Annotated in this window: 18 protein-coding genes; 11 read left to right on the top strand and 7 right to left on the bottom strand. The window is 71.6% G+C overall.

Annotation, left to right across the window (positions count from 1 at the left end; translation table 11 throughout):
- Positions 1 to 3 precede the first annotated feature (3 nt).
- Positions 4 to 1,122: a PP2C family protein-serine/threonine phosphatase gene (locus BKA18_RS04805; protein ID WP_366047504.1), complete on the bottom strand. Its 1,119-nt coding sequence runs from the start codon at positions 1,120 to 1,122 to the stop codon at positions 4 to 6.
- 123 nt (positions 1,123 to 1,245) lie between these two features.
- On the opposite strand from BKA18_RS04805, the gene BKA18_RS04800 reads away from it, so the two are divergent.
- The 4 genes from BKA18_RS04800 to BKA18_RS04785 all read left to right on the top strand — a co-directional run bounded on the left by BKA18_RS04800 (position 1,246) and on the right by BKA18_RS04785 (position 4,350).
- Entirely contained in the window at positions 1,246 to 2,457 is a 1,212-nt protein-coding gene (locus tag BKA18_RS04800; RefSeq protein ID WP_366047503.1) for a 4-hydroxybenzoate 3-monooxygenase, read from the top strand.
- A 170-nt stretch (positions 2,458 to 2,627) separates the two neighbouring features.
- Positions 2,628 to 2,705, top strand: a complete 78-nt coding sequence (locus tag BKA18_RS04795; RefSeq protein WP_370454205.1) for a 50S ribosomal protein bL37 — start codon at positions 2,628 to 2,630, stop codon at positions 2,703 to 2,705.
- Positions 2,706 to 3,158: 453 nt separating this feature from the next.
- A complete protein-coding gene (locus BKA18_RS04790) occupies positions 3,159 to 3,992 on the top strand; it encodes a hypothetical protein (protein WP_366047502.1) in 834 nt (277 codons plus the stop codon).
- 34 nt (positions 3,993 to 4,026) lie between these two features.
- Entirely contained in the window at positions 4,027 to 4,350 is a 324-nt protein-coding gene (locus tag BKA18_RS04785) for a putative quinol monooxygenase (RefSeq protein WP_366047501.1), read from the top strand.
- Positions 4,351 to 4,379: 29 nt separating this feature from the next.
- Here BKA18_RS04785 and BKA18_RS04780 read toward each other — a convergent pair whose 3' ends face one another.
- Positions 4,380 to 5,693 carry a phosphoribosyltransferase family protein gene (locus tag BKA18_RS04780; RefSeq protein WP_366047500.1) on the bottom strand — a complete coding sequence of 438 codons (1,314 nt, stop codon included), beginning with the start codon at positions 5,691 to 5,693 and terminating at the stop codon, positions 4,380 to 4,382.
- Positions 5,694 to 5,827: 134 nt separating this feature from the next.
- Here BKA18_RS04780 and BKA18_RS04775 point away from each other — a divergent pair, with 134 nt between their 5' ends.
- On the top strand, positions 5,828 to 6,637 hold the full coding sequence (locus BKA18_RS04775) for an HAD-IIA family hydrolase (protein ID WP_366047499.1): 810 nt from the start codon (positions 5,828 to 5,830) through the stop codon (positions 6,635 to 6,637).
- 97 nt (positions 6,638 to 6,734) lie between these two features.
- Here the strand turns inward: BKA18_RS04775 and BKA18_RS04770 are convergent, their stop codons facing one another.
- On the bottom strand, positions 6,735 to 7,643 hold the full coding sequence (locus BKA18_RS04770; RefSeq protein WP_366047498.1) for a LysR family transcriptional regulator: 909 nt from the start codon (positions 7,641 to 7,643) through the stop codon (positions 6,735 to 6,737).
- A 137-nt stretch (positions 7,644 to 7,780) separates the two neighbouring features.
- Between BKA18_RS04770 and BKA18_RS04765 the strand changes: the two genes are divergently transcribed.
- Both BKA18_RS04765 and BKA18_RS04760 read left to right on the top strand, forming a co-directional pair.
- Positions 7,781 to 8,599 carry an inositol monophosphatase family protein gene (locus tag BKA18_RS04765; protein ID WP_366047497.1) on the top strand — a complete coding sequence of 273 codons (819 nt, stop codon included), beginning with the start codon at positions 7,781 to 7,783 and terminating at the stop codon, positions 8,597 to 8,599.
- A 41-nt stretch (positions 8,600 to 8,640) separates the two neighbouring features.
- Positions 8,641 to 9,237: an NADPH-dependent F420 reductase gene (locus BKA18_RS04760; protein ID WP_366047496.1), complete on the top strand. Its 597-nt coding sequence runs from the start codon at positions 8,641 to 8,643 to the stop codon at positions 9,235 to 9,237.
- A 369-nt stretch (positions 9,238 to 9,606) separates the two neighbouring features.
- Here the strand turns inward: BKA18_RS04760 and BKA18_RS04755 are convergent, their stop codons facing one another.
- From BKA18_RS04755 to BKA18_RS04745, 3 genes are all read right to left on the bottom strand, one after another.
- A complete protein-coding gene (locus tag BKA18_RS04755; RefSeq protein ID WP_366047495.1) occupies positions 9,607 to 10,035 on the bottom strand; it encodes a VOC family protein in 429 nt (142 codons plus the stop codon).
- A 351-nt stretch (positions 10,036 to 10,386) separates the two neighbouring features.
- A complete protein-coding gene (locus tag BKA18_RS04750; protein ID WP_366047494.1) occupies positions 10,387 to 10,965 on the bottom strand; it encodes a dihydrofolate reductase family protein in 579 nt (192 codons plus the stop codon).
- Between the two features lie 150 nt (positions 10,966 to 11,115).
- Positions 11,116 to 11,823, bottom strand: a complete 708-nt coding sequence (locus BKA18_RS04745; protein ID WP_366047493.1) for a histone deacetylase — start codon at positions 11,821 to 11,823, stop codon at positions 11,116 to 11,118.
- Positions 11,824 to 11,994: 171 nt separating this feature from the next.
- On the opposite strand from BKA18_RS04745, the gene BKA18_RS04740 reads away from it, so the two are divergent.
- Positions 11,995 to 13,095, top strand: a complete 1,101-nt coding sequence (locus BKA18_RS04740; RefSeq protein ID WP_366047492.1) for a hypothetical protein — start codon at positions 11,995 to 11,997, stop codon at positions 13,093 to 13,095.
- A gap of 147 nt (positions 13,096 to 13,242) precedes the next feature.
- Here BKA18_RS04740 and BKA18_RS04735 read toward each other — a convergent pair whose 3' ends face one another.
- Positions 13,243 to 13,809, bottom strand: a complete 567-nt coding sequence (locus BKA18_RS04735; RefSeq protein WP_366047491.1) for a nucleoside deaminase — start codon at positions 13,807 to 13,809, stop codon at positions 13,243 to 13,245.
- Between the two features lie 94 nt (positions 13,810 to 13,903).
- Between BKA18_RS04735 and BKA18_RS04730 the strand changes: the two genes are divergently transcribed.
- From BKA18_RS04730 to BKA18_RS04720, 3 genes are all read left to right on the top strand, one after another.
- Positions 13,904 to 14,890, top strand: a complete 987-nt coding sequence (locus BKA18_RS04730) for an antibiotic biosynthesis monooxygenase (protein ID WP_366047490.1) — start codon at positions 13,904 to 13,906, stop codon at positions 14,888 to 14,890.
- Between the two features lie 10 nt (positions 14,891 to 14,900).
- Positions 14,901 to 16,295, top strand: coding sequence for an FAD-binding oxidoreductase (locus BKA18_RS04725; RefSeq protein ID WP_366047489.1), 1,395 nt, complete (start codon positions 14,901 to 14,903; stop codon positions 16,293 to 16,295).
- 67 nt (positions 16,296 to 16,362) lie between these two features.
- Positions 16,363 to 17,910, top strand: a complete 1,548-nt coding sequence (locus BKA18_RS04720; protein WP_366047488.1) for an ATP-dependent DNA ligase — start codon at positions 16,363 to 16,365, stop codon at positions 17,908 to 17,910.
- Position 17,911 lies beyond the last annotated feature (1 nt).

Raw genomic sequence — 17,911 nt, 5'->3', positions numbered from 1 at the left:
CCGCTACCCCGGGGCCCCGGGCGGGGCGGCGATCGCGATCACCGCCGCGTCGTCGCCCAGGGTGCCGCCGGCGTACCGGAGCAGATCGTGCTGGAGCCGGCGCACCAGGGACGTGGGGTCGGTCTCGTTCCAGGACGTGAGCCGGTCGATCAGCGGATAGAACGTGCCGGAGCGGTCCCTGGCCTCGATGACACCGTCTGTGTAGAGCAGCAGGAGATCGCCGGGCGAAAACCCGAACCGCTCCACCCTGAAATCGCTCTCCGAGGGGGCGGTCAGGCCCAGGGGGAGGGCGGGCTCGGCGACCTCCAGCACCTGGACGGTGCCGTTCCGCAGTAGCAGCGGCGGCGGATGCCCGCAGTTCACCAGCTCGATGAACGGGCTGTCGTTGTGGACGTCGACGACCAGGGCGGTCACGAACGACTCCGCGGGTTCCGGTCCGGCGCCGTCGAGGTGGGTGGTGTTCCAGTACACGGAATTTCCCAGGTGCGCCACGATGGCGGGCAGCGGAAGGTTGCGGTAGGCGGACCCGCGGAACGCCCCGACCAGCACGGCGGCCTCCCCGACGGCGGCCATCCCCTTGCCGCGAACATCACCGACGACCAGCCGGGTCGCGCCCGGGGCGGGCACCGCCGCATACAGATCGCCGCCGATCTGGGCCTCGGCCTCCGCCGCGAGGTACGTGGAGGCGATCCGCAGCGCTCCGGCCCGGTGGGGCAGCGGCCGCAGCAGCACGTCCTGCGCCGCGGCGGCCACCGACCGCACCTGGTGCAGCTGCCGCCCGCGCCGGTCGCGGAGGTAGCGGAACACCGTGACGAGGACGGAGATCACGACGAGGGCGGCGATCTGGGCCTGATGGTTCGGTGTCAGCAGTCCGCCGTGCAGCTCGCCGATGACGACCTGGGCCCCCACGGCCAGCACGCCGACCGCGCCGGTGACACCGGCACCGGCGAACGACGCGGTGATCGCGGGTGCCGCCACCAGGAACGGTCCCAGGTGGATGGTCGGCGGGGTATTGATGTCGATCACCGTGATCGCCGCGATGAGCACGAGCGGGAGGGCGATCAACCCATGGCCCAGCCGCCAGGGTCCGCCGGGAGAGGTGCGACCGCGCCGGACGCTCATATCTCTTCCTTACACCTCGCCCGACCCCCGCGCCCGGCAGACCAGGTCAGCCGGAACGACGCAGTGTGACCGACCGGCGACAGCAGGGTCATCTTTCTCCCCGCTCCGAAGGGACCCTGCGACGTGTCCTCCTCCACCACCTCCTTCCCTCGCCCACGAACCGGCGTCGTCATCGTCGGTGCGGGCCCTGCCGGGCTCACCGTGGCGAACCTGCTGCGCGCCGCCGGGGTCGACTGTGTGGTGCTGGAGGCGGAGAGCCGGGAGTTCATCGAGCAGCGGCCACGGGCCGGGTTCATGGAGGAGTGGGCGGTGCGTGCGCTGGAGCGGCACGGGCTCGCCGACCGTCTGCTCGAACGGGCCGCCACCCAGGGGGAGTTCGAGTTTCGCTTCGAGGGGGAGCGGCACACCGTCCGGACGGCGGAGCTGTCGGGACGGCGTCACTTCGTCTATCCGCAGCCGCTGTTGGTCACCGACCTGCTCGCCTCCTACGCCGACGTGGCGGGCGGGGATGTGCGCTTCGGGGTACGGGAGGTGCGGCTGCACGACATCGACAGTGCGCGGCCGGCGGTGTCGTACACCGACCCGGCGACCGGCGACCGGCACCGCCTCGCCTGCGACTTCATCGCGGGCTGCGACGGCGCGCGCGGGGTCACCCGGGCGGCCATACCCGCCGACCGCGCGGTCCTCACCCGCCATGACCACGGTGTTGCCTGGCTCGCCCTGCTCGCCGAGGCACCGCCGTCCGCGGACGGTGTGGTCTTCGGCCTCCACGAGCGCGGGTTCGGTGCACATATGGCCCGCAGCCCCGAGGTCACCCGCTACTACCTCCAGGTCGCGCCCGGCGAGGACGCCGGCAACTGGTCGCACACCAGGGTGTGGAGCGAGCTGCGCGCCCGGCTCGCCGCCGCCGGCGCCCCGCCGCTCACCGAAGGGCCGCTGATCGAGAAGGTGGTCCTGGACATGCACAACTACGTGGTGGAGCCCATGGTTCACGGCCGTCTGCACCTGGCGGGCGACGCGGCGCACCTGGTCGCGCCGATCGCCGCAAAGGGCATGAACCTCGCGATCAACGACGCCCTGCTGCTCGGCGAGGCGCTGATCGCGCACTATCGGGGCGACGACAGCGGTCTCGCCGGATACTCGCAGGCCTGCCTGCGGCGGGTCTGGCAGTACCTGGAGTTCTCGCAGTGGCTCTCGGAGGTGCTGCACGGCGCCTCGTCCGGCGACCGGTTCCAGGCGGGTACGGCGAGGGCGCGGCTGCGGCGGCTGCTGGGTTCCGAGTCCGCAGCAAAGGCGTTCGCCGGGCTCTACCTCGGGGAGGAGGCCGACCTGTGAGGCCGCTGCGCACCCGCAGAGCAGGGACGCCGTGGGGTGATTCACACCTCGGGGCGGGATGAGTGGCGCGGGGCCGGGTACGGGGCTCCGTGATCGCCGGGCAAGATACCGTGGTGAAGTGGTAGAAATTCGGCGAAACATATCGCTGAGAACGTCAGGAAGGGGACGCCATGTCATCGAAGCGCCGTCGTAAGAAGAAGGCCCGTCGCAAGAACGGTGCCAACCACGGCAAGCGGCCGCAGTCCTGAAGCAGGGACGGTGACCGGCCCCCGCCGAGGGGTCACCCATGGGCTCCTGGTGTCCGCGTCTCAGCGGAAGCCAGGAGCCCACGCGCGTGTCAGGGGGACGCGGCCGCTTCGCCGCACCCTTCCCCGACCACCCGCTCCAGCCATGCAGGCGGCCGGAGTTCACGTCGGAACGGCGCCGTAACGGCGCGGCGGCTCCGACAACTGCCCTGCGGAACACGGTAGAAGACCTCATGCCGGACAGCCTCGCGCGTCCGCGCCACGATGTCGTCAGGGGTCGCCCTGTCCCGCCCCTGAACCACCCCCGAGGTGCCCCGCACGCCACCCCGTACGCCACGCCGGAGGCCCGCCGCGCCCTCGGCCGCCGTGCCTCCCGGACCCTTGGGCGCCCGAGTAGAGGGAGCCGCCGCAGCGGTTTAACGTGAAAGGAGTTGCACCCGAGGAGGGGCAGTTGCCATGGCACTCGGCCGGCAGGAGACCGCTGCCGACGGGCGGCTGTCGCAGTTTCTCGACAGCCCCGTCGTCGGAATGGCGCCCTGGATCGCCATGTCCGTCCTCGTCGGGCCGGGGCGCTACGAGCTGGCGGTCGGCATCGCCCTCGCGCTTGCCGTCGCGCTCGTCATCGTGGGCCGAGTACGCCATCCCGGCACGTCCTTCAAAATCCTCGAAGTATCCGATGTGGTCTTCTTCGCGGTGATGGCGGTCATCGGCATCTTCGCCTCCGCGGGCACACACCGCTGGCTGGAGAACTACTCCGGGGAGATCTCGAATATCGCGCTGCTGGTGATCGCCCTCGGATCCATGGCGGTCCGGGTGCCGTTCACCCTGCAGTACGCCCGGGAACAGGTGCCCCGTGAACTCTGGCACGAGCCGGCATTCCTGCGGACCAATTACTACATCACCGGGGCATGGGGTGCCGCATTCGGAGTGGCGGCGATATCCGGAGCCTACGGCGACCTCGTACTGCACAATTCCAATAACCTGTGGACGGGCTGGGTCATCCAGATCGGGGCCATTATCGTCGCGCTGCAGTTCACCCAGTGGTACCCGCAGGTCGTACGGGCCCGGGTACGGCAGGAACGGAAGATTCCCGGCCCGCCGGAACCCCCCGTCAGCAGCCTGCTCATCCCGCTGGCGGGCTATCTGACCCCGGTGGGCATCATGGTGCTCGCCTTCGATGCCGGGCCGACATGGCTGGGTGTGGTGCTGATCGTGCTGGGCGCGCTGCTCGTCAAATCGCTGAGCCGCACCCCGGAGACCGGGGCCGATACCCGGACTCCCCCGGGGTGACGGAGGCTTGTGCCGGGTGACCTATCATCGCTGGATGATCTTCATTGTCGTCAAGTTTCCCGTGAAGCCCGAATACGCCGACGAGTGGCCGCAGCACGTCGAATCCTTCACCAGTGCCACCCGCGCCGAGCCCGGCAACCTGTGGTTCGAATGGTCCCGCAGCATTGCCGACCCCCACACCTATGTCCTGGTCGAGGCATTCAAGGACGACGCGGCCGAAGCGCACGTCAATTCCGACCACTTCCGCGCCGGGCTCGAGCGGATGCGCCCGCTGCTGCGTCACACCCCCGACATTGTGAGCACCACCATCGAGGGCGCGGACGGCTGGAGCAAGATGGGTGAACTCACCCTCGACTGAGGGCCCCATACCTGCTTCGACCGAGGGCGCTATACCTGCTTCACCAGGTGGGTGAGGAACCAGTCCCGGGCGAGGTCGGCGACCTGCTGGAGGGCGCCGGGTTCCTCGAAGAGATGGGTGGCGCCGGGGACGATCTCCAGTTGGTTCTCGCAGCGCAGTGCCGTCTGGGCCGCGCGATTGAGCTCGATGACCATGGTGTCGTTGCCGCCCACGATCAGCAGCGTCGGCGCCCGTACGCCGGACAGGTGCGGACCGGCGAGGTCGGGGCGGCCGCCGCGGGAGACCACGGCACCGACGTCCGCGCCGGAGCCGGCGGCGGCCTGCAGCGCCGCCGCGGCTCCGGTGCTCGCCCCGAAGTAGCCGATCTGGCCCGCGGTGCGGCCGCGCAGCCAGCCGGTGGCGTCCGCCAGCCGCCCGGCGAGGGTTTCGATGTCGAAGACCTTCGCCCGGTTGTTCTCCTCCGCCGGTGTGAGCAGGTCGAAGAGCAAGGTGCCCAGGCCCGCGTCATTCAGGGCCGCGGCGACCAGCCGGTTGCGCGGGCTGTGACGGCTGCTGCCCGAGCCGTGGGCGAACATCACCACCGCCCCGGCGCCCGCCGGCACCATGAGGTCACCGGTGAGACGGACCCCGGCGGCGTCGATCGCCACCTCCTGCTCCACGTCCTCGTCCGCCGCCGGCCCCTCCGGCGTCCCCTCGGACGCCCCGGGGCCCTCCGCGGCCTGCGCCAGCAGCGAGACGACCTCGTCGTCCGGGGTCTGGGAGAAGTCCCGGTACCACTCGCCGACGGCGGAGAAGGCGAACGGGGTGGAGAGACACACGAATTCATCGAGAGCGGTGCGCAGCCGTTCGGCCGCGTCCGGTGGCGCCACGGGCACCGCAAGCACCACCCGGGCCGCGCCCTGTGCCCGCGCCACCTCGCAGGCGGCCGCCGCGGTGGCGCCGGTGGCGACCCCGTCGTCCACGACGATCGCCGTCCGGCCGTCGAGCGGGAGCCGCTGCCGCCCGGCGCGGAAGCGCTCCGCCTGCCGCGCGAGTTCCGCCGCCTCGGCGTGCTCCACGGAGGCCAGATCCGACTCGTCGAGCCGGCCGCGGCGGACGATGTCGTCGCTGATCACCCGTACGCCGCCCTCGCCGATGGCGCCGAAGCCCAGCTCCCGCTGATAGGGGACGCCCAGCTTGCGGACCACGATCACATCGAGCGGTGCATGGAGCGCCCGCGCCACCTGGAAGGCCACCGGGACCCCGCCTCGGGGCAGGCCCAGTACGACGGGATCCTCACCCTCCAGATGCCGTAGCGCCTCGGCAAGCCGGCTTCCCGCGTCCGCGCGGTCAGTGAACAGCACGTGTGCACCCCCTACCCAGGGGAGACGGAAGCTGCGTCCACACCTCACTTTCGAACTAACACCGTCCGCGGGGCACGCGCAAGTCGGGCCCCGCGCTGCCCCCGGCCACGGCCGGACGTGGTTACCGTCGGCGTATGAAAGGAATCGGAGCGGTCCTGATCGACATCGACGGCGTGCTCACCGTCTCCTGGAAGGCGCTGCCCGGTGCGGTCGAGGCGATGGAACGGCTGCGCGCCGCGGGACTCCCGCTGGTCCTGGTCACCAACACCACCTCCCGCACCCGCGCGGCGGTCGCCGGACGGCTGGCCCGGGAGGGCTTCCCGGTCGGTGCCGAGGACATTCTGACCGCCCCCACGGCCACCGCCGCCTACCTGCGCGCCCACCATCCCGACGCGCGGTGTCTGCTGATCAGCAGCGGTGAGGTCGGCGCGGACCTGGAAGGGGTGGAGCTCGTCGGGGAGCCGGAGGGCGAGCGGGAGGGGGCCGCCGGCCGGAACGCCCCAGATGTGATCGTTTTCGGCGGTGCGGGCCCGGAATTCAGCTATCCGACGCTCAACCGCGCCTTCCGGCATCTGCAGCGGGGCGCCCATCTGGTCGCGATGCACCGCAATCTGTACTGGCGCACCGCGGACGGCTTCGACCTCGACGCCGGAGCCTTTCTGCCGGGGCTGGAGCGGGCCGCCGGGGTGACGGCGACGGTCACCGGCAAACCGTCACCGGCGTTCTTCGACACCGCCCTGGCCCACCTCGGCGTCCCGGCGTCGGAGGCGCTGATGATCGGCGACGACATCGAGTCCGATGTGCTGGCGGCCCAGCGCCGCGGGATCACCGGCGTGCTCGTCAAGACCGGCAAGTACCTGCCGGAGACGCACCGGGCCGCCGACGGCACACCGGACCATGTGCTGGATTCCTTCGCGGGTCTGCCGGGCCTGCTCGGGTACTAGGGGTGTCCGCAAAGTCCCGCCTGGCTCGCGACGCCTGGCATGCACGCTCGCTGCGTTGTCGCGTGGACGTATGGGTGAAGCTGCCGGACGGCGTCGACTACGACGACGCTCCGCCCCTGGCCAGGGCGGTTCGCGCCAGCCCGCGCAGCCAGGTGTGGGCGTGGTCGGTGTCGTAGCGCTGATGCCACGACAGGTATATCGGTGCCGACGGCAGTTCGAGCGGGAGGGGGAGCACGACCAGGCCGAGGTCGGCGACCGCTGACCGCGTGGTGGCTTCGGGGACGCTGATCAGGAGATCGGAGCCGCGCGCGAACTCCAGCGCGGCCGCTTCCGTGGGCGCGGTCGCCACCACGCGGCGGGTGAGGCCGAGCCGCGCGAGGGCGTCGTCGAGGGCATTGCTGAGGTTTCCACGTCGCGAGACGGTGACGTGCTCAGCGGCGGCGTACCGCTTTGCGGTGACGGTCCTGACGCGGGTGAGGGGGTGCCCCTGCCTCACGACGATGACGAGGCGGGTCTCGCCCACCTGCTCGGTACGGATGTCCGGTGCGCTCGGCCGGTTGGCGTTCGCCTCCAGGTCGACCTCGCCGCGCCGCAACTCGGGGGTGTCGATGCTCGATTCCGCGACGAAGCGCAATCGCACGCCCGGCGCCTGTCCGCGCACGGCCGCGAGCAGTGCGGGGCCGCTCAAGGCGACCAGGGAATCATGCCAGCGGAGTGTGAAGGTGCGCTCCAACGTTGCCAGATCGAGTTCACGGCTCGGTGCCAGCACCCCCTGGACCTGGTGCAGCAGCTCGTGCACCTGTTCCCGGACGGCGATCGCATACGGCGTCGGGGTCATCGTGCGGCCGGTGCGCACCAGGATCTGATCCCCGGTCGTGTGCCGGATTCGGCCCAGACTCCGGCTCATCGCGGGGGCGGTGACGTGCAGGCGCGCGGCCGCCCCGGCCACGCTTCCCTCCTCCAGCAGCGCGTCGAGCGCGGCGAGCAGGTTCAAATCCAATTGCATGGGAGTAATCCTAGCCGTGCTTGACATGCATTTGAAGTTAATCAAAGGGCTCTATACCTTCGAAACGAGAGCGCAAGACGGAACGCACAGCCAGGCCCGAGCGGCCTCAACACCCCTCCTCACACGGGAGTACCGCCATGTCCGAAACGCTTCAGACCACTGACGTCGCCGCCTCCGACGCCGACCTGCTCGGCCGGACCGCGACCGCCGTGCGCGCGGCCGGTTCGGCGCTGCGCGAGCGCTTCGGCGAGGTGGTCCGCTACCGGACCCGCGAAGAGCTGATGCGCGCGCTCGCCGCCAACGACGAGGTGGCCCTCGACATCCTGCGCCCCCGCCTCACGCGCCTGCGCCCGGACGCCGGCTGGGTGGAGGACGAGCTGGACGGCGGGGCGCTGCCGCCCGGCGAATGGTGGGTCGTGGATCCGGCCGAAGGCAACGTCAACCACCTGCACGCCCTGCCGGATTGGGCGGTGACCGCCACCCTCGTGCGCGACAACCAGCCGGTGCTCACCGCGGTCCACCTGCCGTTGACCGGCGAGACCTACACCGCGCTCACCGGCGCGGGCGCCTACCTCGACGGCCGACCGCTGCACGTCTCCCAGACCGCGGACCTCGGCCTGAGCATCGTGGCCACGAGCCAGGCCCGGCCGGACGAGGACGAGAAGGTCGTGCGACGCGTCGGCTCCTCGATCACCGCGATGCTCTTCGACGCGCTCGTCGTCCGCACCGCCGTGCCCGCGACCCTGCACCTGCTGAACGTGGCCGCCGGCCGGATCGACGCCTTCTGGCAGTTCGCCGGCGCCCGCGCGGATCTGCTGCCCGGGGCGCTGCTCGTCACCGAGGCCGGCGGACAGCTCTCCGATGCCGAGGGCCGCCCCTGGACCCCGCGGAGCGAGAGCCTCCTGGCTGCCGCGCCCGGCGTCCACGCCGAGGCCGTCGCCACGCTCTCCCGCTGACCGCGCACCACAACCTGCACGCACGGAAGGACCAGATCATCATGACCACGATCGCAGTTCTCGGAAACGGCCGCGTCGGCGGCAACCTGGCCACCGCCCTCACCCGGGTCGGGCATGAGGTGACCGTCGCGGACCGCACGCCGGGCGCCGCCGCCGACGCCGCCCGCACAGCCCGCATCGTCATCAACGCCACCCCGGGCGCCGGCTCGCTGGACCGGCTCGCAGCTCTGCGCGAGGAACTGCGCGACAAGATCCTCGTCGACGTCTCCAACGCCACCGTCGACGGACCAGACGGACTGCCCGCCGACCTGATCTACCCCGGCTCAAGCCTCGCCGAGCAACTCCAGGAAGCGCTCCCCGAAACGCGCGTCGTCAAGACACTCAACACCATGCTCTTCCCGGTGATGACCGCGCCGGCCACGCTCACCCAGGCGCCCGACGCCTTCCTCTCCGGCGACGACCCGCAGGCCAAGCAGACCGTCCGTGAACTGCTCATCAACCTCGGCTGGCGCAAGGGGTGGGTCACTGACCTCGGCGGGATCCAAACCGCCCGCGCCACGGAGGCCGCGATCCTGTTCGTACCGCACGTGATTCGGTCCAGCGGATTCGCGCCCTTCGCGATCTCGATCGCCCGCTGATCCGCACCCAGTGCACCGCCGCCGGGGGGTGTCCAGGACCACCATCAGCTGAGCCAGGCCCAGCACGGCCAGGGTGTCCACGACGTGGCGCGGCCGCACCCTCGGGTTCGAGGGCCGCAGCGGATGCGGTGCTCATGACGAACTCCAAGTCGATGAAGAAGTATCAGTAGGAGAGGGGCCGCGGTGGGCGAGCCGGGCCTCAGCGACCACAACACCCCTCGCCGTGCGGCCCTGCCTCCGCCTTGACGCCGCAATGGCTCGTCGTCCGGCCGTGCCGTGAGGGGCCGCTCCGGTTCCCTCCTGGTCCCGGGTGTGAGCCCGGGACCAGGAGGAGGGGAGGGCTGTCGGCGGGGGCCGACGGACCGTCGGTCAGGGGCGGACGTAGGGCCGGGTCATGATCTCCATGTTGTGGCCGTCCGGATCGTCGAAGTACGCGCCGCGACCGCCGAAGAGGCGGTTGATGTGACCGGGCTCGGTGTGGCTGGGGTCGGCGTAGTAGGTGACCCCGACCGCTTCCAGACGGGCGATCATGTGGTCGAACTGCTCGTCCGGCACGAGGAACGCGTAGTGCTGCGACTGGATCGGCTCGTCACGCTTCTCGTAGTAGTCGAGCGTCACGCCGTTGCCGAGGTCGACGGGGAGAAATGGCCCGAAGGGAGCGCCGACCTTCAACCCCAGTATCACGGCCAGGAACTCGGCCGACAGCTGCCGGTCCCTGGCGTAAATGGCGGTGTGGTTCAACTGGACCGAGGGCTGCGGCAGTTCGGATTCGTACGGGTGCTGCTGTTCGTTCGGCATGTGGGTGGTGTGTCTCCGGGTCTTGGGATGCGTTGGGACGGGCGCCGTGTGCGGGCGCCCAGCAGGAAGACTCGGAACGGAGGCGGGGCTCGTGCCCTCACAGACTCTCGGCTTCGCTCGAGCGGGGGGACCCCCGCCGTGCTCACGCCGAGGCCGGGCGCCTCACTCGTGCATGGCCCATGGCCGACCCGGTAGTCACCCGACGGACTTTAGTGATCATCGCGGGCCGAGGCAACGCCGTTTCTCGGCTGTGCTCCCGCCACAGGTGCGATTCCGCTGGATTCCGTCGCTTCGTTCCACAGCGGAGCAGTCCGCCCGCTGACCGGCGCGCTGAGCAGGGGCGACGGGGAGTCACCCCGTCGAGGCGGCCCGGGCGCGCCGGTAGTGGAGGAGGACGACGCCGTTGCCGAAGGTGTGGGTCCCGGCGAGCTGGAGATCGGCGGTGGTGTCCGACGGTGCGAACAGCGGTTTGCCGCGGCCGATGAGGACCGGGTGGACGTAGATGCGGTACTCGTCGATCAGATCGTGCTGCCGGAAGGCCGCGGCGAGGTCGGCGCCGCTGAGCACCAGGTCCCCGCCCGGCTGCGCCGTGAGCGCCCTGATCTCCTCGGGGACGACGTCCCGCATGATGGTGGTGTTCCAGTCGGCCCGCTCCAGGGTCCGGGAAAACACGATCTTGGGCATGTCCCGCCAGATCCCGGCAAACTCCACCATGGGCGCGGTACTTGACGGGTCGGCGTCCGCGGTCGGCCAGAATCCGGCCATCAGCTCATGGGTGACCCGGCCGCTCAGGAAGGCGCCCTTCGTCCTGAGCTGCTCGTTCATGTGGCGGTGCAGCTCGTCGTCGACCCGATGCCAGTCGATCTCGCGGTGCGGTCCCTCGATGAAGCCGTCGAGGGACACCGACATGGACAAGACGATCTTTCTCATCGCGGTCCTCGCCGAAGTCGTGTCGTCAGGGGCCGGGGCGCCGGCCGGAGGGCACCAGTGTGCCGGGGACGGGCGCGGCGGGGGAGGAGGCACGCACCGCGCGTCGGTCAGGGCACGGCGGCGGAGGAGGGGAGGCGCACCGCGCGTCGGTCAGGGGGCGCCGGTGAGCAGTGCCGCGATCTCCCCGGCCGTCCAGTGACCGGCGGCTCCCGGGCAGCCCGCGAGATACCGGGCGGTCCCGTGCACGCTCCAGTCGTGGGCGGCGACGATCCCGGCCCCGATGTGCCGCAGATAGGCGGCCGAGGGGGCGTTCAGGGCGACGTCGTCGCTGCTCCACGGGGCCGTGCAGGTCAGGACGGGGTAGCCGTCCAGTGTCCCGGCACACACCAGGGTTTCGTACCGGCCGGGACCGATGTGGGCCCGGCCATGGGTGAGGACCTGCGTCAGATCGAGGTCCTCGCCGGGCTCCCGGTACATCTCCTGGGCCAGGATGTCGGAGAACTGGCCGGTGGTCAGGAGGTAGGCGCGACAGGGCAGTTCGGGTCGGCCCGCACCGGTGGCCCGTGCGGGGCCGGGGTCGTAGAAGGCCCGGCCGCCGGTCCACACCTGCGATTCGGTGGCGAAGTACAGCAGGCCGGGCAGCATGAGCGGGACCGTACGGGTGGGGTCGCGGGGGTCCCGGCAACCAGGACAGGTGCGCAGCCCGCCGGGGGGCCGGCCGCCGGTCAGGTAGGCGGTCAGCCGTTCCCGGTGCATGTTGGAGCCGTAGGCGGCGTACCACAGGCGGCGTACGGGCGTGCGGCGGCGGACGGCTTCGGGGGAGCTGTCGAGGGCTTCGAGGCGTCGGGGCCTGATCACGCCCTCACGCTACGCGGCCCGGCCCGCCGGGGCGCCCGAGGCGGCCGTGGCTTGATCGTTTCCGTCCACGTTTTGCCGCGGGGGGTGTGGAGATGCGCACTGCACGGACAGGACCTGTCCGCACGACAACCGGCGCCCGGACATGGCGGGACGCCGGGGGACGGAGGCAGTGTGACGGACGAGGTGTCAGGTCGAAGCGGCTCCGGCATACCCGGGGCGCGGGCAGCCGGCGGCCGCTCCGCCCGGCCGGTGCCGTCGTCGCCGGACGCGACCCGGCGGCGGGTGCTCGCGGTCACCGCGGCGGCTGGTCTCGGCGTGCTCACCGGATGTGGAGGTACTCCCTCCCGTGCCGACCCCGCCCCCGAGGCGTCACCACCGGGCGGCTCGCGCTCGTCGCCCTCCGCCGGGACCGGGGCTCCGGGCCCGTCCGGCTCCGCGACCGCGCGGCAACCGGCCCGTCCGGTCAAACGGCGCCGTCCCGAACTCCCTCGTGGCGGACGCGAGTTGTTCCCGCGCTACCGGCTGGTCGGGTTCTGCGGGCTGCCCGGTGCCGCGGCACTCGGCCGGCTCGGGACCGGTGAGCCGGGACAGCGGGCCGCCGAGGTGGAGAAGGTGGCGCACCGCTACGCCGCGGGGCGCGAACCGCTGCCCGTGCTCGAACTCCTGGCGACCGTCGCCAATGCCACGGCCGGCCCGGACGGCACCTACCGCTCACGGACGCCCGCCGCGACCATCCGCCGCTTCCACCGCGTGGCGCGCGACCGGCGGGCGCTGCTGCTGCTGAACATCCAGCCGGGCCGCGCGGACGTACTCGACGAGGTCAAGGCGTTGCGCGACTGGCTCGTCCACCCCGATGTGGGGATCGCGCTCGACCCGGAATGGGAGATGGCCCGCGGGCAGGTGCCGGGTGACACCTACGGGCGGACCGACGGCCATGAACTGACCGAGGTGGCACGCTATCTGTCCGGGCTGGTCGAGGCGCACGATCTGCCGCAGAAGCCGCTGGTCTTCCATCAGGTCGCCACGTCCGTCGTGCGCGCGCAGTCCGCGCTGCGGCCCCAGCCCGGTGTGGCGCTGATCAAGAGTGCCGACGGCATCGGCTCCCCGGGCCTGAAGCGCGGGACCTGGCAGCGGCTGGTCCATGATCTGCCCGACGGCCTCCACACCGGCTTCAAGCTCTTCTACGAGGAGGACGCCCAGGGCAGCCGGCTGATGACGCCGAAGGAGGTGCTGGCCCTGCGGCCGCAGCCGGAGTACGTGATGTACGAGTGACGCCTCGCGCGCCCCGCGTGCGCCGGGCCCCTCGCCGCCCGCGCAGGCCGCCCGCGCAGGCCGCCCGCGCAGGCCGCCCGCGCAGGTCGGACGCCGGGCCGCCGCCCGTCCGGCGGGGGCCCGGCACCTGCCGGTGGTGACGGAGCGTCAGTAGGCGTGCTGGAGCCGCCGTTTGTTCCATGCCTCGTAGGCACGGGCGCCCATCTCGGGGTAGATCTGCTGGATCTTGATCCTGCGCTCGGAGAGCGGCTTTGCGAAGTCCTCGTACTGGAACGAGTCGTCGAAGCCGATCTTGGCGGTGTCGTTCAGGTCGCAGCTGTAGTACACCGCGTCCATCCGTGCCCAGTAGATGGCGCTCATGCACATCGGGCAGGGGGCGCCGCTGATGTAGATCTCGTGGCCCTGGAGCATCCGGGCGCGCTCCGGGAGCGGGTCCGGTGACCCCTCGGGGCGGGGGACGTACCTCAGAGTGCTCTCGTTCTGACGATCCACGGAGATGCTCGGCGCATCCGGGTTGAGGACCTGCACGGCCTTCCGGATCGCCTCGACTTCGGCATGGGCGGTGGGGTCGCCGGTCAGCAGGACGTGGTTCTGCCCGCGGGCGACGATGTTTCCGTTGCGCGCGATGACCGCGCCGAACGGGCCGCCCCAGCCGTTCTCCACGGATTCCGTGGCGAGCCGGACGGCTTCTGCGAGGAGTTCTTTCTGGTCCATTACGGGGTCTCCGATCGGCATCGATTCCTCTGCGGAACGGTAGGGCATATGCTCCATTTGCCCGATAAATCCCTTGTGCACTAGGCTACTCAAGGTGAGTCCCCGTGCAAGCCGTGCTTCCGCGGCCGAGAATGCCACCGTCGTGACCTCGCAGAAGGTGCGCGAGGGACGGACGGATGAGTATCAGCGGTGGCAGGACAAGGCGAACCGCGCGGCCCGTGAATTCGAGGGATTTGTGGCCGCCGAGGTATATCCGCCCGGCGCCGGCGAGGAAAATGAATGGGTCACTGTATTCCGGTTTTCCGACATGGACCACTTGACCGCCTGGCTGGATTCGAGCCGGCGGCAGGATTTGCTCCAGGAGGCGACCGGATACTTCGAGGGGCCTCCGACGCAGGAGGTGCTCCAGGGCGGCACCCCCTCCGAGCAGGCCCCGGAAGCGGTCACGGCCGTCATCTCGCACGAGGTGCGCCCCGGGCACGAGCAGGCGTTCCTCGACTGGCAGCAGAAAGCCCTCGAAGCGCAGGAGAAGGCACCGGGCTTCATGGGGTCCGAGCTGTTCAGGCCGGTCCGCGGCGTGCAGGAACACTGGGTCGTCGTCTTCCGCTTCGACTCCCGCGAACACCTCGACCACTGGCTGGAGTCCGACACCCGCAAGACGCTGCTGGAGGAGGGGGAGAAGCACTTCACCTCCTTCGACGTCCGCAAGGTCGGTTCGTCGTTCAGCGGCTGGTTCCAGTTCGACCACGGCAAGGGCGGCTCCGCCCCGCCCAACTGGAAACAGGCGATGTCCGTCGTCCTGGCGCTCTATCCGACGGTGATGGTGCTCAACCTGACCGTGGGCATCGCGCTGGAGAAGCTCACCATCCGCGGGTACATCGGCCTGTTCCTGTCCAACGTGCTGAGCGTCAGCGCCCTGACCTGGCTGCTGATGCCGCTGGTGAACAAGGCGCTCGCCTTCTGGCTGGTGCCCGAACGGTGCACCAGCCGCCGGATCCAGGTGCTGGGCACCGGGGTGGTGGTGCTCGGCTATCTGGTGTCCATCGGTGTCTTCGGTCTGATCACCGGCCAGATCTGGTGAGGAGGCCGCGATGTGTCCACCCGTACCGGAACCAGGGCCAGAGGTCGCGGGCACACTGATCCGCCGCGGCGACGCCGGCTATGAGACCGCACGCTCCCGTGCGGTGTGGAACGCGCTGCTGCCCGAGCGGTTCCCCGAGGCCGTCGTGCGGGCCACCTCGGAAGCGGACGTGGCACACGCCGTGCGCTACGCCCGCGCGCACGGGCTGCGGGTGGCGCTGCGTTCCGGCGGGCACAACTGGTCCGGTTCGCCTTTGCGCGACGGGAGCCTGCTGCTCGACCTCTCCGGGCTGCGGGAGTGCCGCCTGACGCCCGCGACCGACAACGCCCCGGCGACCGTCACGGTGGAGCCCGCCGCCACCGGACAGGAACTGGTCGCGTTCCTCACCCCGCAGGATCTGGCCTTCCCGGTCGGCCACTGCCCCAGCGTGGCGGTCGGCGGCTTTCTGCTCAGCGGCGGCCTCGGCTGGAACTCCCGCGCATGGGGGGCGTCCTGTGCGGACGTCCTGGAGATCCGGGCCGTCACCGCCGACGGGCGGACGGTCACGTGCAGCGAGCGGGAGCACCCCGAGCTCTTCTGGGCCGCGCGGGGCGCCGGCCCGGGATTCTGCGCGGCCGTCACCCGCTTCCGCCTCGCCCTGCACCCCCACCCCGCCTCGATCATGGCGACTTCCCTGACCTTTCCGATGGCGGAGCTCGCCCGGGTGACCGAGTGGACGGAGCGGACCGCCCGTGGACTCCCGCCGTACGTCGAGGTGGCGTTCGTCCTCCAGCCCGCCGAACCGGCCGCGGACGGCGCGCCCGGGCTGCGGATCACGGTCGGTGCCACCGCGTTCGCGACGACGCAGCGGGAGGCCCTGCAGGCGCTGGAGCCGTTCGCCGACTGCCCCTTCGGTGAAGTCGCCGTCAGCCGGCAGCCGCCCGCGCCGACCTCCTTCGCCGCCCTGCACGAGGGCGCGGCGGTCCTCTGGCCGCCCCTGCACCGGTATGCGGCGGACACCCTGTGGTCGCCGGAGAGCCATGCGACGCAACTGGGCCGGATCGCCGACGTGGTGGCCCGCGCCCCGTCCGGGAAGTCCCTGGTCCTCTCGCCCGTGCAGCCGGTCTCCACGGACCCCGCCCTGCTGCGGAACATGGCCTTCGCCCCGCTCGGCGAGTCCTACCTGGTCTGCTACGGGGTCTGGGAGGACCCGGACGCGGACGACGCCAACGCGCAGTGGGTGCGGGACGTCATGGCTGCCGCCGACCCGCAGGGCGACGGTCCCCACTACATCGCCGAAGCGGACCTGGAGGTCGACGCGGCCCGGCCCCGGCGCTCGTACGCCCCCGCCACCTGGGACCGTCTCCAGGAGGTCAAGGCGCAGTGGGACCCGGACAACGTCTTCCACTCCTATCTCGCCCCGTGACCGGGGCGCGGCGGGCGGACGGGCCGGCCGGGAAGCGGGAACGGCGCCGCGGGGGCACCATGGCCCTATGCTGCTGGCCGGTCTCGCCCAGGTGTCTGCGGACGTCGCCGCGACGTCGGCGCGTTCGCGGAAGATCGCACTGCTGGCCGGGCTGTTCCGGGACGCGGCGCCCCAGGACGTCCCGGTGGTCATCCCGTACCTCGCCGGTCGGCTGCCCCAGGGGCGGATCGGGGTCGGCTGGAGCGTGCTGCGCGAGCCGGTCGCGGCCGCCGAGCACGCCACCCTGACCGTACGCGACGTGGACACCGCGCTGACCGCCCTGGCGCGGGTCTCGGGCGCCGGGGCGCAGGGGGAGCGGCGCAGACTCGTCCGGGCGCTGCTGGCCGCCGCGACGGCGGCCGAGCAGCGGTTCCTGGTCGGCCTGCTGACCGGCGAGGTGCGCCAGGGCGCGCTGGACGCCATCGCGGTCGAGGGACTCGCCGCCGCCACCGAGGTGCCCGCGTCGGACGTCCGGCGGGCCGTGATGCTGGCGGGGTCGCTCCAGGACGTGGCGCAGGCGCTGCTCGCCGAGGGGCCGGAGGCGCTCGCGCGGTTCCGGCTCACCGTCGGCCGGCCCGTGGGGCCGATGCTGGCGCACAGCGCCAGGACCGTGGCCGAGGCCATCGAGAAGCTCGGCGCCTGCGCCGTGGAGGAGAAGCTCGACGGCATCCGCGTACAGGTGCACCGCGACGGGCCCAACGTCCACATCCACACCCGCACCCTGGACGAGGTCACCGACCGGCTCCCCGAAGTCACCGCGCTGGCACGGGAGTTGCCCGCCGACCGTTTCATCCTCGACGGCGAGGTGATCGCCCTGGACGGTGCGGGCCGGCCGGTGCCCTTCCAGCGGGTCGCGGGGCGGTTCGGTTCCCGGGTGGACGTCTCCGCCGCGCAGGCCGCGCTGCCGCTGTCCCCGGTCTTCTTCGACGTGCTCTCGGTCGGCGGCCGCGACCTGCTGGAACTGCCCGCGGCACAGCGGCACGCGGAGCTGGCCCGGCTGGTCCCGGCGCCCCAGCGGGTGCGCCGCCAGGTGGTCGCGGACCCGTCCGACGCCGGGGCCCGCGCGGCCGCCGAGGACTTCTGGGCCGAGACCCTGCGCCGGGGCCATGAGGGCGTCGTGGTCAAGGCGCTCGACGCCCCCTACAGCGCGGGCCGTCGGGGCGCCGCATGGCTCAAGGTGAAGCCCGTGCACACCCTCGACCTGGTGGTGCTGGCGGTGGAATGGGGACACGGCCGGCGCACCGGGAAGCTGTCCAACCTCCACCTCGGGGCGCGCGCGGCGGACGGCGGATTCGTCATGCTGGGCAAGACCTTCAAGGGGCTGACCGACGCCACCCTCAGCTGGCAGACCGAGCGGCTGCAGGAGCTCGCGGTGGCGGACAACGGCCATGTGGTGACGGTGCGTCCGGAACTCGTCGTCGAGATCGCCTACGACGGACTGCAGACCTCCTCGCGCTACCCGGCGGGCGTGACCCTGCGCTTCGCGCGGGTGGTGCGCTACCGGGAGGACAAGACGGCGGACGAGGCGGACACCGTCGAGACGGTGCTTGCCGCGCACGACGGCGGGGAACAGTAGC

Source organism: Streptomyces auratus, assembly GCF_050433025.1.
GTDB lineage: Bacteria > Actinomycetota > Actinomycetes > Streptomycetales > Streptomycetaceae > Streptomyces > Streptomyces sioyaensis.
This window is presented reverse-complemented; position numbering and strand designations above follow the sequence as displayed.